Origin of the sequence: Borborobacter xinjiangensis, from assembly GCF_047739745.1 — a bacterium.
Lineage (GTDB): Bacteria > Pseudomonadota > Alphaproteobacteria > Rhizobiales > Rhizobiaceae > Pseudaminobacter.
The window spans coordinates 145597-163281 of sequence record NZ_JBLLVA010000008.1; the positions used below are offsets into that span (position 1 = coordinate 145597).

The 17685-nt window shown below is 61.6% G+C and carries 19 protein-coding genes; 15 read left to right on the plus strand and 4 right to left on the minus strand.

The window, feature by feature from the left end:
- The first annotated feature begins 68 nt into the window (after positions 1 to 68).
- From ACLKMW_RS11525 to ACLKMW_RS11545, 5 genes are all read left to right on the plus strand, one after another.
- Positions 69 to 1172: an inositol-3-phosphate synthase gene (locus tag ACLKMW_RS11525; RefSeq protein WP_415724609.1), complete on the plus strand. Its 1104-nt coding sequence runs from the start codon at positions 69 to 71 to the stop codon at positions 1170 to 1172.
- A complete protein-coding gene (locus ACLKMW_RS11530) occupies positions 1169 to 1768 on the plus strand; it encodes a histidine phosphatase family protein (RefSeq protein WP_415724610.1) in 600 nt (199 codons plus the stop codon). Before ACLKMW_RS11525 ends, ACLKMW_RS11530 begins: the two co-directional genes overlap by 4 nt.
- Before the next feature lie 48 nt (positions 1769 to 1816).
- Complete coding sequence (locus tag ACLKMW_RS11535) at positions 1817 to 2572, plus strand: TIGR04290 family methyltransferase (protein ID WP_415724611.1); 756 nt, start codon at positions 1817 to 1819, stop codon at positions 2570 to 2572.
- On the plus strand, positions 2569 to 3495 hold the full coding sequence (locus ACLKMW_RS11540; RefSeq protein WP_415724612.1) for a glycoside hydrolase 5 family protein: 927 nt from the start codon (positions 2569 to 2571) through the stop codon (positions 3493 to 3495). Before ACLKMW_RS11535 ends, ACLKMW_RS11540 begins: the two co-directional genes overlap by 4 nt.
- Positions 3496 to 3616: 121 nt before the next feature.
- Positions 3617 to 3808, plus strand: a complete 192-nt coding sequence (locus ACLKMW_RS11545; RefSeq protein ID WP_415724613.1) for a hypothetical protein — start codon at positions 3617 to 3619, stop codon at positions 3806 to 3808.
- Position 3809: 1 nt separating this feature from the next.
- On the opposite strand, the gene ACLKMW_RS11550 is transcribed toward ACLKMW_RS11545, so the two are convergent.
- Positions 3810 to 4391 (minus strand): sigma-70 family RNA polymerase sigma factor, encoded by a 582-nt coding sequence (locus tag ACLKMW_RS11550; protein ID WP_415724614.1) that lies wholly within the window; start codon positions 4389 to 4391, stop codon positions 3810 to 3812.
- A 213-nt stretch (positions 4392 to 4604) separates the two neighbouring features.
- Here ACLKMW_RS11550 and ACLKMW_RS11555 point away from each other — a divergent pair, with 213 nt between their 5' ends.
- The 5 genes from ACLKMW_RS11555 (at position 4605) to ACLKMW_RS11575 (ending at position 9554) form a co-directional block, all read left to right on the plus strand.
- A complete protein-coding gene (locus ACLKMW_RS11555; RefSeq protein ID WP_415724615.1) occupies positions 4605 to 5786 on the plus strand; it encodes a zinc-dependent alcohol dehydrogenase in 1182 nt (393 codons plus the stop codon).
- An 11-nt stretch (positions 5787 to 5797) separates the two neighbouring features.
- Complete coding sequence (locus ACLKMW_RS11560) at positions 5798 to 6325, plus strand: cyclase dehydrase (RefSeq protein ID WP_415724616.1); 528 nt, start codon at positions 5798 to 5800, stop codon at positions 6323 to 6325.
- Positions 6326 to 6490: 165 nt separating this feature from the next.
- A complete protein-coding gene (locus ACLKMW_RS11565; protein WP_415724617.1) occupies positions 6491 to 6967 on the plus strand; it encodes a hypothetical protein in 477 nt (158 codons plus the stop codon).
- A gap of 105 nt (positions 6968 to 7072) precedes the next feature.
- Entirely contained in the window at positions 7073 to 8143 is a 1071-nt protein-coding gene (locus ACLKMW_RS11570) for a polysaccharide pyruvyl transferase family protein (protein ID WP_415724618.1), read from the plus strand.
- Positions 8127 to 9554: a Coenzyme F420 hydrogenase/dehydrogenase, beta subunit C-terminal domain gene (locus ACLKMW_RS11575; RefSeq protein WP_415724619.1), complete on the plus strand. Its 1428-nt coding sequence runs from the start codon at positions 8127 to 8129 to the stop codon at positions 9552 to 9554. The genes ACLKMW_RS11570 and ACLKMW_RS11575 overlap by 17 nt, the downstream gene beginning before the upstream one ends.
- Before the next feature lie 107 nt (positions 9555 to 9661).
- On the opposite strand, the gene ACLKMW_RS11580 is transcribed toward ACLKMW_RS11575, so the two are convergent.
- Positions 9662 to 9784 carry a hypothetical protein gene (locus ACLKMW_RS11580; RefSeq protein WP_415724620.1) on the minus strand — a complete coding sequence of 41 codons (123 nt, stop codon included), beginning with the start codon at positions 9782 to 9784 and terminating at the stop codon, positions 9662 to 9664.
- Between the two features lie 325 nt (positions 9785 to 10109).
- On the opposite strand from ACLKMW_RS11580, the gene ACLKMW_RS11585 reads away from it, so the two are divergent.
- The 5 genes from ACLKMW_RS11585 to ACLKMW_RS11605 all read left to right on the plus strand — a co-directional run bounded on the left by ACLKMW_RS11585 (position 10110) and on the right by ACLKMW_RS11605 (position 16141).
- Positions 10110 to 12011, plus strand: coding sequence for a PAS domain S-box protein (locus tag ACLKMW_RS11585; protein ID WP_415724621.1), 1902 nt, complete (start codon positions 10110 to 10112; stop codon positions 12009 to 12011).
- A gap of 17 nt (positions 12012 to 12028) precedes the next feature.
- Positions 12029 to 12382, plus strand: coding sequence for a response regulator (locus tag ACLKMW_RS11590; protein WP_415724622.1), 354 nt, complete (start codon positions 12029 to 12031; stop codon positions 12380 to 12382).
- A gap of 116 nt (positions 12383 to 12498) precedes the next feature.
- A complete protein-coding gene (ku, locus tag ACLKMW_RS11595) occupies positions 12499 to 13362 on the plus strand; it encodes a non-homologous end joining protein Ku (RefSeq protein ID WP_415724623.1) in 864 nt (287 codons plus the stop codon).
- A 3-nt stretch (positions 13363 to 13365) separates the two neighbouring features.
- Complete coding sequence (gene ligD, locus ACLKMW_RS11600) at positions 13366 to 15912, plus strand: DNA ligase D (RefSeq protein WP_415724624.1); 2547 nt, start codon at positions 13366 to 13368, stop codon at positions 15910 to 15912.
- A 22-nt stretch (positions 15913 to 15934) separates the two neighbouring features.
- Positions 15935 to 16141: a KTSC domain-containing protein gene (locus tag ACLKMW_RS11605; RefSeq protein ID WP_415724625.1), complete on the plus strand. Its 207-nt coding sequence runs from the start codon at positions 15935 to 15937 to the stop codon at positions 16139 to 16141.
- Position 16142: 1 nt separating this feature from the next.
- On the opposite strand, the gene ku (ACLKMW_RS11610) is transcribed toward ACLKMW_RS11605, so the two are convergent.
- Positions 16143 to 16946, minus strand: a complete 804-nt coding sequence (gene ku / locus ACLKMW_RS11610) for a non-homologous end joining protein Ku (RefSeq protein ID WP_415724626.1) — start codon at positions 16944 to 16946, stop codon at positions 16143 to 16145.
- 102 nt (positions 16947 to 17048) lie between these two features.
- Entirely contained in the window at positions 17049 to 17672 is a 624-nt protein-coding gene (locus tag ACLKMW_RS11615) for a pyridoxamine 5'-phosphate oxidase family protein (RefSeq protein ID WP_415724627.1), read from the minus strand.
- Positions 17673 to 17685 lie beyond the last annotated feature (13 nt).

Sequence of the window (17685 nt, forward strand, 5' to 3'; positions counted from 1 at the left end):
GGGAACAATAGCTTTGTCGGCTGGTTAGGCCCGGGAACTTACCTCCGGGCAGATAGTGGGAAATCCAGATGACATCCAAAACCGTTCGCATCGGCATTGTCGGGGTGGGAAACTGCGCGTCCTCGCTGGTCCAGGGCTTGACCTATTATCGCGACGCCAATGGCAATGAGCCGGTCCCCGGTTTGATGAATGTCGAACTCGGCGGATATCATGTGCGCGATGTAGAGGTCGCGTGCGCTTTCGATGTCGCCTCGAGCAAGGTCGGTCGCGACGTGGCCGAAGCGATCTATGCGCCGCCCAACAACACCCATCGTTTCGCGGAGGTGGAGCGAACCGGCGTGCGGGTCGCGCGCGGCAACACTCTGGATGGCATCGGCAAATATCTGCTCGACGAGATAGAAGAAGCCGACGAGCCGGTGGCCGATGTTACCGATATCCTTGATCGCAGCAGAACCGACGTGCTCGTCTCCTACCTTCCGGTGGGCTCGCAACGCGCCACCGAGTGGTATGCCGAACGGGCCCTGGAAGCCGGTTGCGCCTTCGTCAATTGCATTCCGGTTTTCATCGCCTCATCGGCGCCATGGCGCGAGCGTTTCGAGCAGCGCGGCCTGCCCTTGATCGGCGACGACATAAAAAGCCAGGTCGGCGCCACCATCGTCCATCGCCAACTCGTCAACCTTTTTCGCGAGCGCGGCGTGCGGGTCGACCGGACCTATCAGCTCAATTTCGGCGGCAACACCGATTTCCTGAACATGCTGGAGCGGGAACGCCTGGAATCGAAGAAGATCTCCAAGACCCGATCGGTCACGAGCCAGCTCGATATGCCCTTGGCGCCCGAAAACGTCCATGTCGGACCAAGCGACCATGTTCCGTGGCTCACCGACCGAAAATGGGCCTATATTCGCTTGGAAGGTACCACCTTCGGCGGGGTGCCGCTCAATGCCGAACTCAAGCTCGAAGTGTGGGACTCGCCGAATTCGGCTGGCGTGGTCATCGATGCGGTGCGCTGCGCCAAGCTGGCGCTCGACCGCGGTCTTTCCGGCGCTCTGGTCGGCCCCTCAAGCTATTTCATGAAGTCGCCGCCCGAACAGTTCATCGATGCCGTGGCGCGCGAGCGGACGCTGGAATTCATAGCAGGAAAAAGCCAAACGGGGCGTGGCGCGCACCAGTGACCACCACTTTCTTTCTCATCCGCCATGCGGCTCACGACATGTTCGACGATCGGCTGGTCGGGCGGTCGGAGGGTGTTTGCCTGAGCGAGGCGGGGATGGGGCAAGCCATCCTCCTGGCCGAGCGCATGCGCCGCGAACGCTTCGACAGCGTGGTTTCGAGCCCGCGTGAGCGTACCTGCGAAACAGCCTCGGTGATCGCCGCTGCCTGCGGCATAGGCGGCGTCGAGATCGATCCGGATCTGGACGAGGTCGATTTCGGCGAGTGGTCCGGCAAGACCTTCGAGGAGCTAAGCCTTGATCCGCGCTGGCAGCATTGGAACGACGAACGGGGCTTGGCGAGCACGCCGGCAGGCGAAACCATGCAGAATGTCCAGCACCGGGTGGTCTGCTGCATGGACAGGCTCGCCAAGACCAACCGCAATCGGGCCCTCGTTCTCGTCAGCCATGCCGAGGTGATCAAGGCAGCGGTGTGCCACTATCTCGGGCTGCCTCTCGACAACTGGTTCCGCTTCGACGTCGCTCCGGCCTCGATCACCACGGTTGTGACGGGAGGCTGGGGCGGAAAACTGATCGGCCTCAACGAGCCGGTTGCCTGACCGCAACCGGCCGCGGGTGCGGGCGGCCGCAGCGAAAGGATAGTCTGCATGCAGCTTTCCAGCAGTGAGATACGCCGCCAGGTCGAAGCGCTCGGTCCGTGGTTTCACAATATCGATCTTGCCGGCGTCGAAACCGCACCGGGCCATTTCCTCGGCAACTACCCCTATGTGAAATGGCGGAAATTTGCCGACGCTATCCCAGCCGACCTGACCGGACGCACCGTGCTCGACATCGGATGCAATGCCGGCTTCTACTCCATCGAAATGAAGCGCCGGCGCGCCGAGCGCGTGGTCGGAATCGACTTCGACGATGCGTATTTGGCCCAGGCCCGCTTCGCCGCTTCTGTCGCCGGCGTCGAGATCGAGTTTCGACGGCTGTCGGTCTACGACCTGGGCCTGCTCGGGGAGAAGTTCGACGTCGTTTTGTTCATGGGCGTTCTCTACCATCTGCGCCACCCGCTCCTGGCGCTCGACATCATCCGCGACTACGTGGCAGGCGACATGCTGGTGTTCCAGTCGATGCAGCGCGGCAGCGATGCGGTGACCGTCGTCGAAGCGAACTACCCCTTTTGGGAACGGGAACATTTCGACGAGCCCGGATTTCCAAAGCTTCACTTCGTCGAGCATCGATATGCCGACGATCCGACCAATTGGTGGATACCGAACCGCGCCTGCGTGGAGGCGATGCTGAGGAGCGCCGGCTTCAGCATCATCAGCCGCCCCGAAGACGAGGTCTATATTTGCGGGCTTGCCGAAGTACCGGATGGTTGTGGCCTGCCCGGCGCGACGACGAGGCAGGCATGATCGAAGCAGCGATGATATGGAACGAGCCCAATAACAAATCGCATTGGGACCCGGAGCTCGACGCGGAATGGCTCCGCTTTTCGGAAATGGCCATTCTGGCCGCTGATGCGATTGCTCACGAAAATCCCCGCCTGACGAAAGTGCTGGGCGGCATTTCGCCGATCGATCCGGCGTTCATCGGCCGCATGTCCGCTCACGGCGTGCTGGATCATGTCGATGCCGTTGCGGTGCACGGCTTTCCGCTCGACTGGAACTTGTGGCAGATTCACGAATGGCCGGCCAAGCTCGAAGAAATCCGCGCCGTCACCGACCTGCCGGTATGGGTGAGCGAAGTCGGCGTCTCGAGCTTCGGTGCGGAAGAAGTGCAGCTCTGGGGATTGCAGCGCACGGCCGAACTGCTGGTCGGCAAGTCGCCGCGCATCCAATGGTACAGTCTCTATGACCTGCCGAGCACCTGGGAGGCGACGACGCGCCATCGGGAGGCGGAGGGCTCGTCCTACTACCGGCACTTCCATATGGGCCTGTTGCGGGAAGACGGCTCGCCGAAGCCCGCACTCGATCGGTTCGCGCGCTACACGCCTGACATCGGCATCGTGCAGTGGTTCCATTTCGAGGACCACCGGCTGGACGACGCTGTCGGATGGCTGAAGCGTCTCGGTGTGAAGTCGCTACGAACCGGCCTCTCCTGGGCCGACAGCTTTCGGCCGAATGCGCTCGGCTGGTTCGATCGCCAGATGGAGGCGCTCGCCGATTTCGATGTGACCGTAACCTTCTGCTTCACTCCCGAACATCGCGGATTGATGCCCCACCATACAAGCCCGCCGCTGGTTCCCGAGGAGTTTGCGCAATTCTGCGCGGAAATGATTCGGCGATATGCCGGGTCTGGACTGGATGCGGCCGGGTTGCGGCACCCGGCGGCCTGAAGGGGGCGCTTTGTCCAGCGTTCAGGTCCCCGCAAGCATATTTCAGGCTCTCTATTGCAAATTTCCGCGACTCCACCGATCTTTGCAATGAAGGGCTTTAACCTATGTTATGGGGCTTTGGATGCCGCGATCGAGCACCGATGTTGAACTGCCGAATGAAGCCGGTCCGCTCGAGCCTGCGCTTCTCGACCTGGAAATTCGCATGCTCCTGACCGAGATCGAAAGAGAGAAGACTCCCAACAGGCTTCTCGTCTTGGCCGAGCAACTGCAGGGGGCCCTTGCCGCCAAAAGGCAGCGTTCGAGCCCCAATTGAGTCACCGTCGACTGGCGCTGTGCGTTGCCGGCGCCGTTGAGACGACGGACGTTTCGAAGAGCGTCTGTAGTGACTTTTCCCCGAGTTCATCGAGAAGCCTCAGACGCGCGCGGCTAAGTCTGCTCTTGACGGTTCCGACCGCGCATCCGCAGATGCCGGCCGTGTCTTCGTAGCTCGTTCCAAGCACGCCGATCAGCACAAGGACCTCTCTTTGTTGCTGGGGCAGCCGCTGGATCGCATGTTTGAGTTCCAGCGCCCGGATGGACCATTCCTGCGAAGCCATCATCACAGGCTTTCCCGAAATACAGTCGATACGACCGGGAGCCTCTCGCATGTAGGATTTGATGCGAGTGTAGAATGTATTGCGCATGATGGTGAATAGCCAGGATTTGAGACTTGTGCCCGGCGAGAACTGATCTATCGCGGCAAGTCCTTTTGTCAGGGTTTCTTGTACAAGATCGTCAGCGTCGGAAACTTCGTGACAGAAGGTGCGGGCAAAGGCACGAAGTGCCGGAATCAAGCTGACGATCTCGTCGTCGGAATCGCGTTGTCGACTCCGATCAGCTTTCCGCGGCGGCCGCATTATAGCAGTGCCTCCCTTCAATAGTTTATAGCGCTGAATGGCTCGAAGAAGCGTCAGAGGAACGAGGTGAAGCCTCAATGGTTCCCGGCCTCCAAGCAACATTCCTTCGACCCTCTTCACCCTTCCATCGAGGACGGAACCTTTTCAGGCAGTGGAGGTTCGGGGCGTCTTCAGACGGTGGCCGCCCCCCTCAACGCGACGGGAGAAGGAAAAATGAAGGCCTTGGTTTGGCACGGCACGAAGGACATCCGTTGCGAGGAAGTACCGGACCCGCAAATAGAGCAGCCTCGCGATGCAATCGTCCGCGTCACCAGCTGCGCCATCTGCGGCTCCGATCTCCATCTCTATGACGGCTACAATCCCGCAATGAAAAGCGGCGACATCATGGGCCATGAATTCATGGGCGAGGTCATGGAGGTCGGCGCCGGCAACAAGCGTCTCAAGACAGGCGATCGCGTCGTGGTGCCCTTCACCATCGCTTGCGGGGAATGCGAACAATGCCGCCGCGGCTATTTCTCCGTTTGCGAACGATCCAACCGCAAGCGCGATCTGGCGGAAAAGGCTTTCGGCCATTCGACCGCCGGGCTGTTCGGTTACTCGCACCTGACCGGCGGTTATCCGGGTGGCCAGGCCGAGTATGTTCGGGTGCCATATGCCGACGTCACCCCTGTGAAGGTGCCGGATACTTTGACAGACGAACAGGCCCTGTTCCTGGGCGACATATTTCCGACCGGCTGGCAGGCGGCGATTCAGTGCGACATCCAGCCGACGGACACCGTCGCCATATGGGGCTGCGGTCCGGTCGGCCAGATGACGATCCGCAGCGCGATCCTGCTTGGCGCAAAGCGGGTGATCGCGATCGACAATGTTCCCGAGCGCCTCGAAATGGCGCGAGCCGGCGGCGCCGACACCATCGACTTCGCCGAAGAGGACGTCGTCGACCGGCTCAACGAGATGACCGACCGCAAGGGCCCGGAGAAATGTATCGATGCGGTCGGCATGGAGGCGCATGCCACCTCATCGCTCGATGCCTTTTACGACCGCGTGAAGCAGGCAATGATGCTGGAGAGCGATCGCGTTCATGTCCTGCGCGAGATGATTTATGTCTGTCGCCCGGCCGGCGTGCTTTCCGTTCCCGGCGTCTATAGCGGCCTTTCCGACAAGATTCCGCTCGGCGCCCTAATGAACAAGGGGTTGACCGTGCGCACCGGCCAGACCCACGTCAATCGCTGGACCGACGATCTCCTCCGACGCATCGAGGAGGGGCAGATCGATCCCTCTTTCGTCATCACCCACACGACCTCGCTGGACGAAGGCCCGGCGATGTACAAGACGTTCCGCGACAAGGAGGACGGCTGCGTGAAGGTGGTCCTCAAGCCGCAAGCGAGGCCCTAGGAGGGGCGAGAATGTTCCAGAGCAGGAAATCGACCGTAGGGGACGCCTCCGGCTTGCAGCTTGCGCGTGCGCTCGGATGGTTGTCGATCGGGCTCGGTGCGATCGAAATACTGGCGCCCGGCACACTTGCACGTGTCTTGGAAACGCCGCGCCAGCGAAAGCTCTTTCGCATTTTCGGCTTTCGCGAAGTTGCAAACGGATTGGCCGTGCTGCTGTCGTCGCGTCCGACGCCCTGGATTTGGGGCAGGGTCGCGGGAGACGTCCTCGATATCGCTGCCCTCGCGGCCGGCGGCAGGTCCGCCAGGCGTCGTCCGGCGGTCGGCATCACTTTCCTCGCCTTGGCAGGGGTGACTGCGCTGGACGTGTTCTGCGCCTGCAAGCTCTCCACCGCCAGGAAGCCGATATCCAGCTTGCGCCACAGATATCGTGCACGATCGGGCTTTCAAGGCAGTGCTGGAGCCGCTCGCGGGAGCGCCGCCAGCGTCGAGGTTCCGGGCGATTTGAAGATTCCATCGGCGTTGCGGCCATGGGCGGTCTAGGAAAGTCCCTTCACCGCAGGGACGCAACCAAATCTGCGGAGCGTCGTTGTGCTGCTGCTTCCCAAAGGGGGAGTGCTCGAAGCAGTGAAGGCTTGCCGCCCTGAGGGGCGGCGGCCTTTTTATCGCGCGCTCTGGGGCGCTTGCTCACCACGGGAGACCGAGACAATGACCATCATGCTGATCGATCACGATGAAATCCGCAATTGGGCGGCCGCCCGTATGGGAGCGCCGGCCATCGTCGATATGTCGACGGAAGGTGGGACCCAGCCTCTGCTGCGCCTCGTGTTCGACCAGGCCGCGTATCAGGATCAGGATCAGGGTGAACGCCCGCAGAATGCCGGGGGCTACGAACTCGTCGAATGGGATGAGTGGTTCGAGATTTTTGAAAAAAAGGGTCTGGCCTTGCTTGTGGAGAACGAAAGCGCCGGCATCTTCGACAGCGCGCATGAATTCGTAAGACGCACGCAGACGGAGCCCGGTCCGGCTGGGGCCGGCGAATCCGGCGCAATGGACGAGGACGTGAAATATCTTGCTGAAAATACCGATCTTTCGCCCAATCAGGCCCGTGACCTGATCCGAAAATATGGGCGCGATCGGAAAATCCTTATTGAAAAGGCGCGGACGAGGAAGGCCGAAGGTTGATCGCGGCGGAGCCTGCCGAGCCGGCTCGGCATGGAACTTTGGCCGCGATGGCGCATTACATCGCATTCGTTCGCCCATTGCAGATTTGTCATTATGCGAGGTGGCATGTCTCCTCCGCAGAAAATCGGCGTCCTGACGTTTCACCGTTGCATCAACTACGGCTCCTATTGGCAGGCGCGATGCCTGGTGGAAGGGCTTCGTGCGCGCGGCCAGGAAGCGGTACTCCTGGACCATGATTCGCGCAGCGTTAATCGGGCGGAGTGGAAGTGCGCCTTGCAGCCGCTTCTGCCGGTACCCACGCCCAAGTCGGACTATCCGCTCTACGCGCTCAAGACGCGAAGATTCTTCGACGCCTTCGCCACGCTGCCGGTTTCGGCGCCTTTCACGCTCGATGATCCGGACAATATGGACGACTACGATCTTGTGATTGTCGGCAGTGACGAGGTCTGGAACCAGCGGCATCCCTGGTACGGCGGCTATCGGCTTTTCTACGGCGAGGGTCTCAAGACCGAGCGCCTTGCCTCTTATGCGGCGAGCTTCGGCAATCACCCGGCATCCGATGGGCTGGACCACGAGCGGGTAGCCATGCTGCGCAAGTTTGCCGGAATATCGATCCGCGACGAGAACTCGCGGCGCATCGTTCAGGATGCACTCGATTACGAGCCGGAACTTGTTCTGGATCCCTGCCTGCAGTTTCCAGGTGAGATCACCGCCAGCCACAAGGAAGCGCATCGGCCCTATGTCGCGCTCTACGGCCATAGTTTTCCCGATTGGTTCCAACAATCGCTTCGGAATTGGGCGGCGTCGCACGGCTACCGTCTCGCCAGCATTGGCTACCGCAATGACTGGGCCGACGAACAATGGATCACCGCGGGGCCGGAAGATTTCGCAGGCTTCATGAGCAAGGCAGAGGCGGTCGCGACCAACTTCTTTCATGGATGCATCTTCGCGCTTCTTAACGAAAAGCCGTTTGTCTGCGCCGCGTCCGACTACCGCCTCAGCAAGGTCCAGGACCTCGCATCCATGGTGGGTGCGGAAAATCACCTGGTGTCGCAAGCCACGCCGCAAGCTCACTATGCGCAAATTCTGGAGCAGGCGTTGGAACCGGAGATTTCCATGCGCATAGCGGCCCTTCGGCAGCGGTCGGAGGCCTATCTGAATGGCCTGCTCCACTGACGTCGCGGCAAGGTTGCCGAGCGGCCGGCGGGTGAGCCCAAGGGACATCGTAAGATCGGGTCTTTGCATAGGCTGCGGCAGCTGCGTGGCGCAGGCCGACCGGCCCGATGTGCGGATGGAACTCGATCGTTACGGCCAGTTCAAGCCCCACGGTCCGGCCGAATGGATGCGTGAACGCACACCGGCCTTCTCAAGGACCTGTCCCTTTTCGCCACTTTCCCGGAATGAATACGAGCTCGCTGCCGGCCGCTTTCCTGCCGCCAGCCATCGAGATGGCCTGACTGGCCGTTTCGAAGCCGCCTATGTCGGCCACGCGCGGGAACAGGATTTCCGCGCATCCGGCAGTTCGGGCGGCATGGTCAGCTGGGTTGCGGCCGAGCTCTTGCGAACTGGTCTGGTGGACAGCATTGCCCATGTCGTGGCGAGCGCGGGGTCGGACCCCGATCGCCGCTTCTTTCGCTATCAGGTCTCGCGAAGCGAAGAGGAGGTAAAGCGTGGCGCCAAATCCAGATATTATCCGGTGGAATTGTCAGGCGTAATCGAGGCGATCCGCGCGACACCAGGGCGTTACGCGGTGGTGGGCATACCGTGCTTCATCAAGGCGCTACACCTTTTGCGCGCCGAAGACGCGGTGCTGCGCGAGCGGGTGATTTTCACGCTCGGCCTTTTCTGCGGCCACATGAAGAGCGCCCGTATGGTGGAAAGCTTCGCCTGGCAGATGGGTGCGGGTGTCGATGAGGTGGAGAGCGTCGAATACCGCCTGAAAGACCCCGCACGCCCGGCAAACTGGTACACCGCGCAACTGACGCTCAGGGGTGGTGCCAAGAAAAGCAAGGACTGGTGGCATCTGGTCGACGGCGACTGGGGAGCCGGTTTCTTCCAGAACTCCGCTTGCGACTTCTGCGACGACGTTGTCGCCGAGACCGCCGATATCTCCTTCGGCGATGCGTGGGTGGAGCCTTACTCGTCGGATGGACGCGGAACCAATGTGGTGATCGTCCGCTCGCCGGTGCTTCACATGCTGGTGCGCGCGGCTATCGCCGACCGTCGCCTCGATCTGCGGCCTGTCGATCAGGAGTTCGTCGAAGCGACCCAGGCCGCCGGGTTCAGGCAGCGGCGAGAGGGGCTGGCTTTCAGGCTGAGCTGGCCGACGCTTGGCCTGCGTCCCAACAAGCGTGTCACGCCACGCTGGGGCGGCTTGTCATTGCGGCGCAGGTCGATCTACTGGATGCGCAGCCGGATCAGTATCTGGAGCCACCGGATGTTCTGGCTGGCGAAGCGAATGCATCGGCCGGGCATTTATCTGTTCTGGGCGCGCGCGGCACTGACGGTATATCACGGGCTTGCCTATTCGCGCGGCCGGCTCGGTCGGTTCCTGGACCGGATCGGATCGGCCGACGGGAATGTCTGACGAAGCTGCGGCAAGGTCAACCAGTCAAGCTTTAGGCAGGCGCCCGGCCTTCGACGGCTTCGGATGTTCGGCGGCGTCCTTTTCGGCAGAATCGTCCGGCGCTTCAGTCAGTCGTAAGGTTCCGGCTTGTCCGGAAGCGCGGCATCAATAGCCTCGTCGCGATTATATTCCTCCGGAACGGCTGGGTATTTGCGAGCGCCGGTCTCGCGATCGTTCTTGTCTCCAGGCATTGTCTTGGCTCCATTCAATGGCTGGAACCATAAGACTTCGAGGGCGAAAGCGTTCCTGAAGTTGTTGGGGCGCTGATTGGAACTTTCCTGCAGATGGACCGTTTGGATGCGGGCCTGTCCAACGCCCGGCCGAGGATATTCCCTCGATCCCCGGCGAGGAGCCCGTCGCCATTGAGGTGACGGGCCTCTTTCCGGTGTTTTTATTGCGCATTTAGTCAAGCCTGAGCGACAGTCGCTCGCCCACCGGAAGCTGTAGGGTTCTACCTTTAAAAGCGTTCGATCGTGCTGTAGAGTTTTTCGCTCAGCACGCGCAACGGAGCAGCTAATGCACCAGAAGGCGCCTCCCGGCGCGGCCGGACACGAGACGCTCGTCAAGCAGGTCGACGAGCTCACCGCACTTTACCGATTGACCGACAAACTATACCGCGCCAGATCGTTGGACGATGTCTTCGATGCGGCGCTCGACGCCATTTTGAGCACACTAGGCTGTAGCCGTGCCTCGGTTCTTCTCTTTGACGAAGCGGGCGTGATGCGCTTTGTCGCCTGGCGCGGACTTTCCGACACCTACCGCCATACGCTGGAAGGCCATTCGCCATGGAAACCTGGCGAGCCGGACCCGCTGCCGATCTTCGTTTCGGACATCGAGGACACCGAGGAGCCTGAGTGGATCAAGTCCACCATCAAGATGGAAGGCATACGCGGGCTTGCCTTCATCCCGCTGATGGCGCAGGGCGGCGTGGTCGGGAAGTTCATGACCTATTACCAGACGCCCCATGACTTCGCCGATCATGAGACCGAACTTGCCGTGGCGATTGCCCGGCAGGTGGGGTTCAGTCTTGAACGGATGCGAGCCGAGCAGGCGCGCCGTTTCGCCGAAGAAGAAATGCGCCAGTCGGAAGAGCGATTCCGTCTCATGTCCGAACATGCGCCGGTGATGATCTGGACAAGCGACATCGAGGGCCGCTGCCTGCATCTCAACAGCATGCTGCGCGAATTCTGGAACGTCGATGCGGCGTCGATTGCCGATTTCGACTGGCAGTCGACGATTCATCCCGAAGATGCACCCGATATCCGCAGCCGCATCAGGGAGGCGCTGGACAAAAAGTGCAGCGTCGCCATGAAGGGTCGCTACCGTAACTCATGTGGCGAGTACCGCATTCTCCAGACGGATGCGCAGCCATATTTTTCCGCAAGAGGCGAATTCCGCGGCATGACGGGGGTCAATGTCGATATCACCGAGCGGGAGCAGGCCGAAAAAGCCCTGCGCGACAGCGAGGAAAGGTTTCGGCTTGCGGTCGAAGCGGCCCCCAGCGGCATGGTGATGACCGACGGAGAAGGGCGAATCCTGCTGGTGAATACCCACGCCGAAAAGCTGTTCGGCTATAGCCGCGACGAGCTGGTCGGCGAGCCGATCGAAATTCTCGTTCCGGAGCGCTTGCGCAGCAGCACGCAGGCGGAATTTCGAAGCGACCTGAACGGAGGGCCGACCGCTCGTCCCATAGGTGCCGGCGAAACGATTGTAGCTCTGCGCAAAGATGGGACGGAAGTGCCTGTCGAGGTCGGGTTGAGCCCGATCGAGACCAGCGATGGGCTGATGACGCTCGCGGCCGTGGTCGATATCAGCGAGCGCAAGCGGGCAGATTCGCAGCGCGACCTGCTCCTGGCCGAACTCAACCATCGAGTCAAGAACACGCTGGCCGTCGTTCAGGGTATCGCGCATCAGACGTTCAAGGGCGACGAAGCATCGGCCGGGGCGAGAACCGCTTTCGAAGGCCGGCTTGTGGCGCTTGCCGCCGCCCACAATCTCTTGACCCAGGCGAGCTGGGAAAACGCTTCGCTGCTGCAGCTCGCAGTCGACGCCTTGCAGGTACAGGGAGCACACGCCAGGCGCATTTTCCTGAAGGGGCCGCGTGTCCTGCTTCAGCCAAAGGCGGCGCTGGCGATCGCCATGGGTCTGCACGAACTATGCACGAATGCGGTCAAATATGGCGCGCTTTCCAATGATGTCGGCGAAATCTCTGTGGAATGGACCCGTGCCGACGGCCCGCAGCCTCGGCTCAAGCTGGTCTGGCGCGAACAGGGCGGCCCAGCGGTTTTGCCGCCGAAGCGCCGCGGCTTCGGCTCGCGGCTGGTGGAGAGAGCGCTCGCCCAGGACCTCGACGGCGAAGTGAGCATCGAATTCAGGCCGGACGGGCTTGTCTGCTCGATAGACGCACCGTTGGCATAGCACGGGAGGAGCCTCCAGTGAGCACGTTGTCGGGCAAGCGAATATTCCTCGTTGAGGATGAGGCCATCGTGGCGCTCATGGTCGAGGATATGCTGGCCGAACTCGACGCGACCGTGGTCGGGCCCGCGCTGACGATCGCCAACGGTCTGGCCTTGGCGCAATCCGAGGAGATCGATGCCGCCGTCCTTGACGTCAATGTTCGTGGTGAACGCATCGACCCGGTCGCCGAGGTGCTGAGGGCCCGGAAGGTGCCGATCGTTTTTGCTACGGGATACGGGGATGGCGCGGGGGAGATTGCGCGGGAAGCGCCGGTGCTGGACAAGCCCTATACAAGGGAAAAACTCGCGACCACGCTTGCCCGCTTGCTGTAGCCCGGTTCGGTCATAGGAGTCGACGGGCGACTGCGGGAACAAATCCCCGCGCGGACACGTTGAAGTGCTTCATCCTGCCATAGCGAAACCATGGCAAGTAAGAGTGAGGCCGCGTTTTGGCGCCGAGAGCAAACTGGAAGGGTTTCCTGAAAGTTGGCGAGCTCACCTGTCCGGTGGCGCTCTACACCGCCGCGTCCACCTCCGAGCGCATTGCCTTCCACACCATCAATCGCGCAACCGGTCACCGCGTTCATCGCCAGTTCGTCGACAGCAGTACCGGCAAGCCGGTGGAGAAGGAGGATCAGGTCAAGGGCTACGAGCTCGGGTCGGGCGATTATGTCGTGCTCGAGCCCGATGAAGTGGCTGCCGCGGTGCCTGAAAGCGACAAGACCCTGTCGGTCTCGGCCTTCATCGGCCGCTCGGATGTCGACGACGTCTATTTCGACAAGCCCTACTACCTGACCCCGACGGACAAGCATGCCGAGGAAGCTTTCGCGCTCATCCGGGAAGGCATGCGCAAAAAGAAGGTCGCGGCAATCGCCCAGGCTGTGCTCTTCCGGCGTGTGCGCACGCTGTTGATCCGTCCGGAGGGTGACGGCCTTCTCGCAACGACGCTCAGCTACGACTACGAGGTCCGCTCGTCGAAGGAGGTTTTCGACGACGTGCCCGAAATGAAGATCAAGGGCGAGATGCTGGAGCTTGCCGAGCACATCATCAACACGAAGCGGGGCAAATTCGCTCCAGCCGAATTCGACGACCGCTACGAGGCAGCACTTGCCGAGCTGGTCAAGGCAAAGATCGAGGGGCGGGAGATCAAGGTCCGCAAGGAGCCGAAGCGCGAAAAGGTCGTGGATCTGATGGAGGCTTTGCGGCAGAGCGCGGGTGTCGGCAAGAAAAGCGCTTCCGCCAAGGCTGCCGCGAAATCGAAGCCGAGCGCGCGCAAGACCGCGCAGGCCGCGCCCCGGCGAAAAGCGAGCTGACGCATGGCGCTCGAAACCTACCGCAAGAAACGCGACTTCTCCACCACGCCCGAGCCCAAGGGCCGCAAGGCCCGGAAATCCGGCAACAGCTTCGTCATCCAGAAGCACGATGCGACGCGCCTGCACTATGATTTCCGCTTGGAGATGGACGGCGTCCTCAAGAGCTGGGCCGTAACCCGAGGTCCGAGCCTTGTGCCCGGGGAGAAACGCCTGGCCGTTCATGTCGAGGACCATCCCCTCGAATATGGCGGCTTCGAGGGCACCATCCCGAAGGGCGAATATGGCGGCGGCACGGTGATCCTATGGGATCGCGGCACCTGGACGCCGATCTATGACCCCCATAAGGGCTACGCCAAGGGCCACCTTGAATTCGAGCTCAAAGGCGAGAAGCTTTCGGGTCGCTGGCATCTCGTGCGCATGCAGGGCAAGCCGCGCGAGAAGCGCGAGAACTGGCTGCTGATCAAGGGAGAGGACGAGGCGGCGCGTTCCGAAACCGACCCCGACATACTCGAGGAGCGGCCGGAATCGGTCAAGACGGGCCGCGTGATCGCCGAGGTCGCCGGCGAAGAACCGGGCTGGTCGTCGAAGACCGGCCGGATTCGCAAGAATGCACGCAGGAGCCGGGCAGCACCGGCGCGGGAGGAAAGTCCGCCTCCTGATCTCCCCGATGCATCGAAGATCAAGGGCGCCAAAAAGGCCGCGCTGCCCGATTTCGTCGAACCGACGCTGGCGACACTGGTTTCGTCGGCCCCCGCAGGGGCGCGCTGGCTCCATGAGATCAAGTTCGACGGCTACCGTTTGCAGGCGCGCATCGAGCCGGGCCGCGTGAAGCTGCTGACGCGCAGCGGCCTCGACTGGACGAAGAAATTCGGCAAGCAGTTGCTGGGCGCCTTGCAGGAGCTCCCCATAGGCAAGGCCCTGATCGACGGCGAGCTTGTCGTCGAGACCAGGTCCGGCACTTCCGATTTCTCGGCATTGCAGGCCGACCTCAGCGAAGGCCGTAGCGACCGTTTCCGCTTCTATGTCTTCGATCTCCTGTATCTGGATGGCTATGATCTGACCGGGTTGCCGCTGGTTAAGCGCAAGGAATTGCTGGAGCAGATCGTCGGCCACCGGGCAGGCATCATCCGCTACAGCAGCCATTTCGAGGAGAACGGCGATCTGGTGCTGCAGCATGCCTGCCGGCTCGGCCTTGAAGGCGTCGTCTCCAAACTGCGCGATGCACCCTATCGCGCCGGGCGGAGCAAGAGCTGGGTGAAATCCAAGTGCTCGGCGCGGCAGGAATTCGTTGTCGCCGGCTACGTGCCCTCGACCATATCGCGCAAGGCGATCGGCTCGCTTGTGCTCGGTGTCTACGAAGGCGACAAGCTGCGGCATGTCGGCCGCGTCGGTACCGGATACACGGCAACGGTGGCCGAGGATTTGTTCAGCAGGCTGGAGCGGATGAGAATTCCTTCGAGCCCGTTCGACGAGCGACTGACCGCGGAGGAAGCGCGGCAGGCCCGCTATGTGCGCCCCGAGCTGGTGGCGGAAGTCGAATTCCGGGCCTGGACCGCCGACGGCCATCTGCGCCACGCCTCTTTCCGGGGACTGCGAGAGGACAAGCTCGCGCGCAAGATCGTGCGCGAAACACCGAAGGCATCGAAGACCATGTCGAAAGAGCAGCGATCGAGCGTGAAGCTCACCCATCCGGACCGGCTTTACTGGCCGGACGAGGGCGTCACCAAAGGCGGGCTGGCGGACTATTACGCCGAAGTCTGGCCCTGCATCGAACCTTATCTCGTCGGTCGGCCGCTGGCGCTTCTGCGATGTCCGAATGGCATTACCGGAGAGAAGTTCTTCCAGAAGCACGCTTGGAAGGGGCTGAACCCCAATATCGTGCTGGTGAACGACCCGAAGGACCCGCCGGACGAGCCACTCATCAGCATCAACGATCTGGATGGGTTGATCGGTCTGGTCCAGTCGGCGGTCCTTGAAATTCATCCCTGGGGATCGACGGTCAAAAACTGGGAGCGGCCGGACATGATCATCATGGACCTCGATCCGGGTGAGAACGTGGATTGGGAAGCCGTCATCGCGGCGGCCGAGGAGACGCGCGACCGCTTGAAGGAGGCGGGTCTTGCGCCCTTCGTCAAGACATCGGGCGGCAAGGGACTGCACGTGGTGGCGCCGCTCAAGCCGAAGGCGGACTGGGCCGCGGTCAAGACGTTCACCAAGGCGATCGCCGATGCGATGGCTGCCGACAGTCCGGATCGTTTCGTCGCCACGATCACCAAGTCGAAACGGGTAGGCAAGATCCTCATAGACTATCTGCGCAATCAGCGCGGGGCCACCGCCGTCGCGGCCTATTCGACACGCGCCCGGCCGGGCGCCGCCGTTTCGATGCCCCTGGCCTGGGAAGAACTCAGCCCCGCCATAGGCCCGGCTTATTTCACCGTGGAAAACACGCCGACGCGGCTGGCCTCTCTGGCGTCCGACCCATGGGCTGACTTCCGTTCGGCTGCCGTCCCGCTAGAAGCTGCCAGGTCGCGCCGCAAGAATGCGGCCTGATTTCCGATGGTTGGAAGACGGGATGCCGTCGACTTCGATCGCCAGAACGCAGTATGACCCGCAGACGCGGACACTGTCGGTCTGGTTCGTGGCGAGCGGGAAGCGCTACGACTATGAGGACGTACCTCAAGAAACTTATGCGGCCTTCATGAGAGCGCGATCCAAGGGCAGATTCTTCAATGCGTTTATCCGTAACCGGTTCAGATATCGATTGATGCCGGCTGCGTAAGCTATTTTCGCTTTGCGCTCTCCTTGCTGATGCTCTTGCGCAGCGCGTCCATGATACTGATCACATTGCTCGGCGGCTCTTCGGCTTCGGCCTTGCTCCTGGCCGGCCGCTTTCTGCCCTTCTTCTTGGCGGCGATGATGTCGAGCAGCCGCGCCTGGACCGGGTCGCCCGCCATGCTGGGGTCCCACTTCTTGGTGCGCTCGTCGATCAATGTGGTCACCAGTTCCATGAGTTTGGCATCGACCTTGGCGTCGCCGATCTTGCCGAAATAATCGTTCGGGTCGCGCACTTCGTCGCCATAACGCAAGGTCCAGAGCACGATGCCCTTGTCGCGTGGCTCAAGCATCACCGCACGCTCGCGTCGATACATGACCAGGCGCGAAATTCCGACCGTGCCGGTCGAGGCCATGGCGTCCCGGATGACCGAAAATGCCTCCTCGCCGACCGGGTCGTCCGGCGTGAGGTAGTGAGGCTTGTCGTACCAGATCCAGCCTATGCTGGCGGCATCGACGAACATTTCGATATCGATGGTGCGGGTGCTTTCGAGTCCGACCGCCTCCAGCTCGTCATCCTCCAAGAGCACGTAATCGTCTTCACCGCGCGGATAGCCCTTCACCTCATCGTCCTCGTCGACAGGCTTGCCGCTCACCGCATCGACATATTGGCTGACGACGCGATTGCCGGTTTTTCGGCTGAGCGTGTGGAAGCGGACCTTTTCGTTCTCGGTGGTGGCCGGCGTCATCGCCACCGGGCAGGTGACGAGCGAAAGCTTCAGATAGCCCTTCCAGAAAGAACGCGGCGCCATTGACGTCCCCAACACGGCAAGTTGCGCCCCGGGCGGCGCAGTGCTTTAGCGGGCACAACGCGGCGCAGGCGCCGATGTTCCCTGTCGGGCCTGACCCGCGACCTATAGACTCAGATTGTCTTCATCTGTCTGGCGGCCGGTGACGCTGGTGATTTTAATCCGGTAGAAGAGATGCGACGAGCCTGGGGCAACGGGCTGTCGGACAGGTTTCAGGCTGCCAGGTTCCCACCAGTTGGCATGTTTTTCCAGAAGTGACCAGGCCCGGTCGCGCTCGCGCTTCCAGCCGATCCTGTCGCGTAGTTCCTCATATACGCCGTAAACGACCACGCTTCGCCAATCTCGGCTGGTCACAAGGTCATCTACCTGAACGCAGACGAGCGGGTTGGCGCGCATCCATTCGATTTTCTGGCCCGGCATCGAGAAACTGTAGAGATGCTGGTCGTCAAATGCATAGTGGATCGGCACGGCGTAAGGCTGCCCGTCCTTGCAGCAGGCCAGCCGTGCAACACGGGAAGCGGCCAAAACGGCAATGCAGCCCTCTCGATCGATTTCTTTCACGATCATTGCATATCTCCAACGTTCGAGTGCTACGGGTGCGGCGTTCCAGCCAATATCCCACCACCGCAGAAGAATTCCAAAGCAGCTATCGAGAGCGTTCAAGCCTTGTTGATTTGACCGTGAGCCGTCCATCTGACGTTTGGGTGCGAAAAGCAGCCGGCGCTGCATGCGATTCGACCAC

Bases quoted from the DNA above. Each gene is read 5' to 3' on its own strand.
- ACLKMW_RS11615 (WP_415724627.1), bottom strand. From the start codon at position 17,672: ATGCAGCGCCGGCTGCTTTTCGCACCCAAACGTCAGATGGACGGCTCA.
- ACLKMW_RS11580 (WP_415724620.1), bottom strand. From the start codon at position 9,784: ATGCCTGGAGACAAGAACGATCGCGAGACCGGCGCTCGCAAATACCCA.
- ku (WP_415724626.1), bottom strand. From the start codon at position 16,946: ATGGCGCCGCGTTCTTTCTGGAAGGGCTATCTGAAGCTTTCGCTCGTC.
- ACLKMW_RS11540 (WP_415724612.1), top strand. From the start codon at position 2,569: ATGATCGAAGCAGCGATGATATGGAACGAGCCCAATAACAAATCGCAT.
- ACLKMW_RS11570 (WP_415724618.1), top strand. From the start codon at position 7,073: ATGTCTCCTCCGCAGAAAATCGGCGTCCTGACGTTTCACCGTTGCATC.
- ACLKMW_RS11545 (WP_415724613.1), top strand. From the start codon at position 3,617: ATGCCGCGATCGAGCACCGATGTTGAACTGCCGAATGAAGCCGGTCCG.
- ACLKMW_RS11575 (WP_415724619.1), top strand. From the start codon at position 8,127: ATGGCCTGCTCCACTGACGTCGCGGCAAGGTTGCCGAGCGGCCGGCGG.
- ACLKMW_RS11605 (WP_415724625.1), top strand. From the start codon at position 15,935: ATGCCGTCGACTTCGATCGCCAGAACGCAGTATGACCCGCAGACGCGG.
- ACLKMW_RS11585 (WP_415724621.1), top strand. From the start codon at position 10,110: ATGCACCAGAAGGCGCCTCCCGGCGCGGCCGGACACGAGACGCTCGTC.
- ACLKMW_RS11555 (WP_415724615.1), top strand. From the start codon at position 4,605: ATGAAGGCCTTGGTTTGGCACGGCACGAAGGACATCCGTTGCGAGGAA.
- ACLKMW_RS11525 (WP_415724609.1), top strand. From the start codon at position 69: ATGACATCCAAAACCGTTCGCATCGGCATTGTCGGGGTGGGAAACTGC.
- ACLKMW_RS11550 (WP_415724614.1), bottom strand. From the start codon at position 4,391: ATGCGGCCGCCGCGGAAAGCTGATCGGAGTCGACAACGCGATTCCGAC.
- ligD (WP_415724624.1), top strand. From the start codon at position 13,366: ATGGCGCTCGAAACCTACCGCAAGAAACGCGACTTCTCCACCACGCCC.
- ACLKMW_RS11560 (WP_415724616.1), top strand. From the start codon at position 5,798: ATGTTCCAGAGCAGGAAATCGACCGTAGGGGACGCCTCCGGCTTGCAG.
- ACLKMW_RS11535 (WP_415724611.1), top strand. From the start codon at position 1,817: ATGCAGCTTTCCAGCAGTGAGATACGCCGCCAGGTCGAAGCGCTCGGT.
- ACLKMW_RS11565 (WP_415724617.1), top strand. From the start codon at position 6,491: ATGACCATCATGCTGATCGATCACGATGAAATCCGCAATTGGGCGGCC.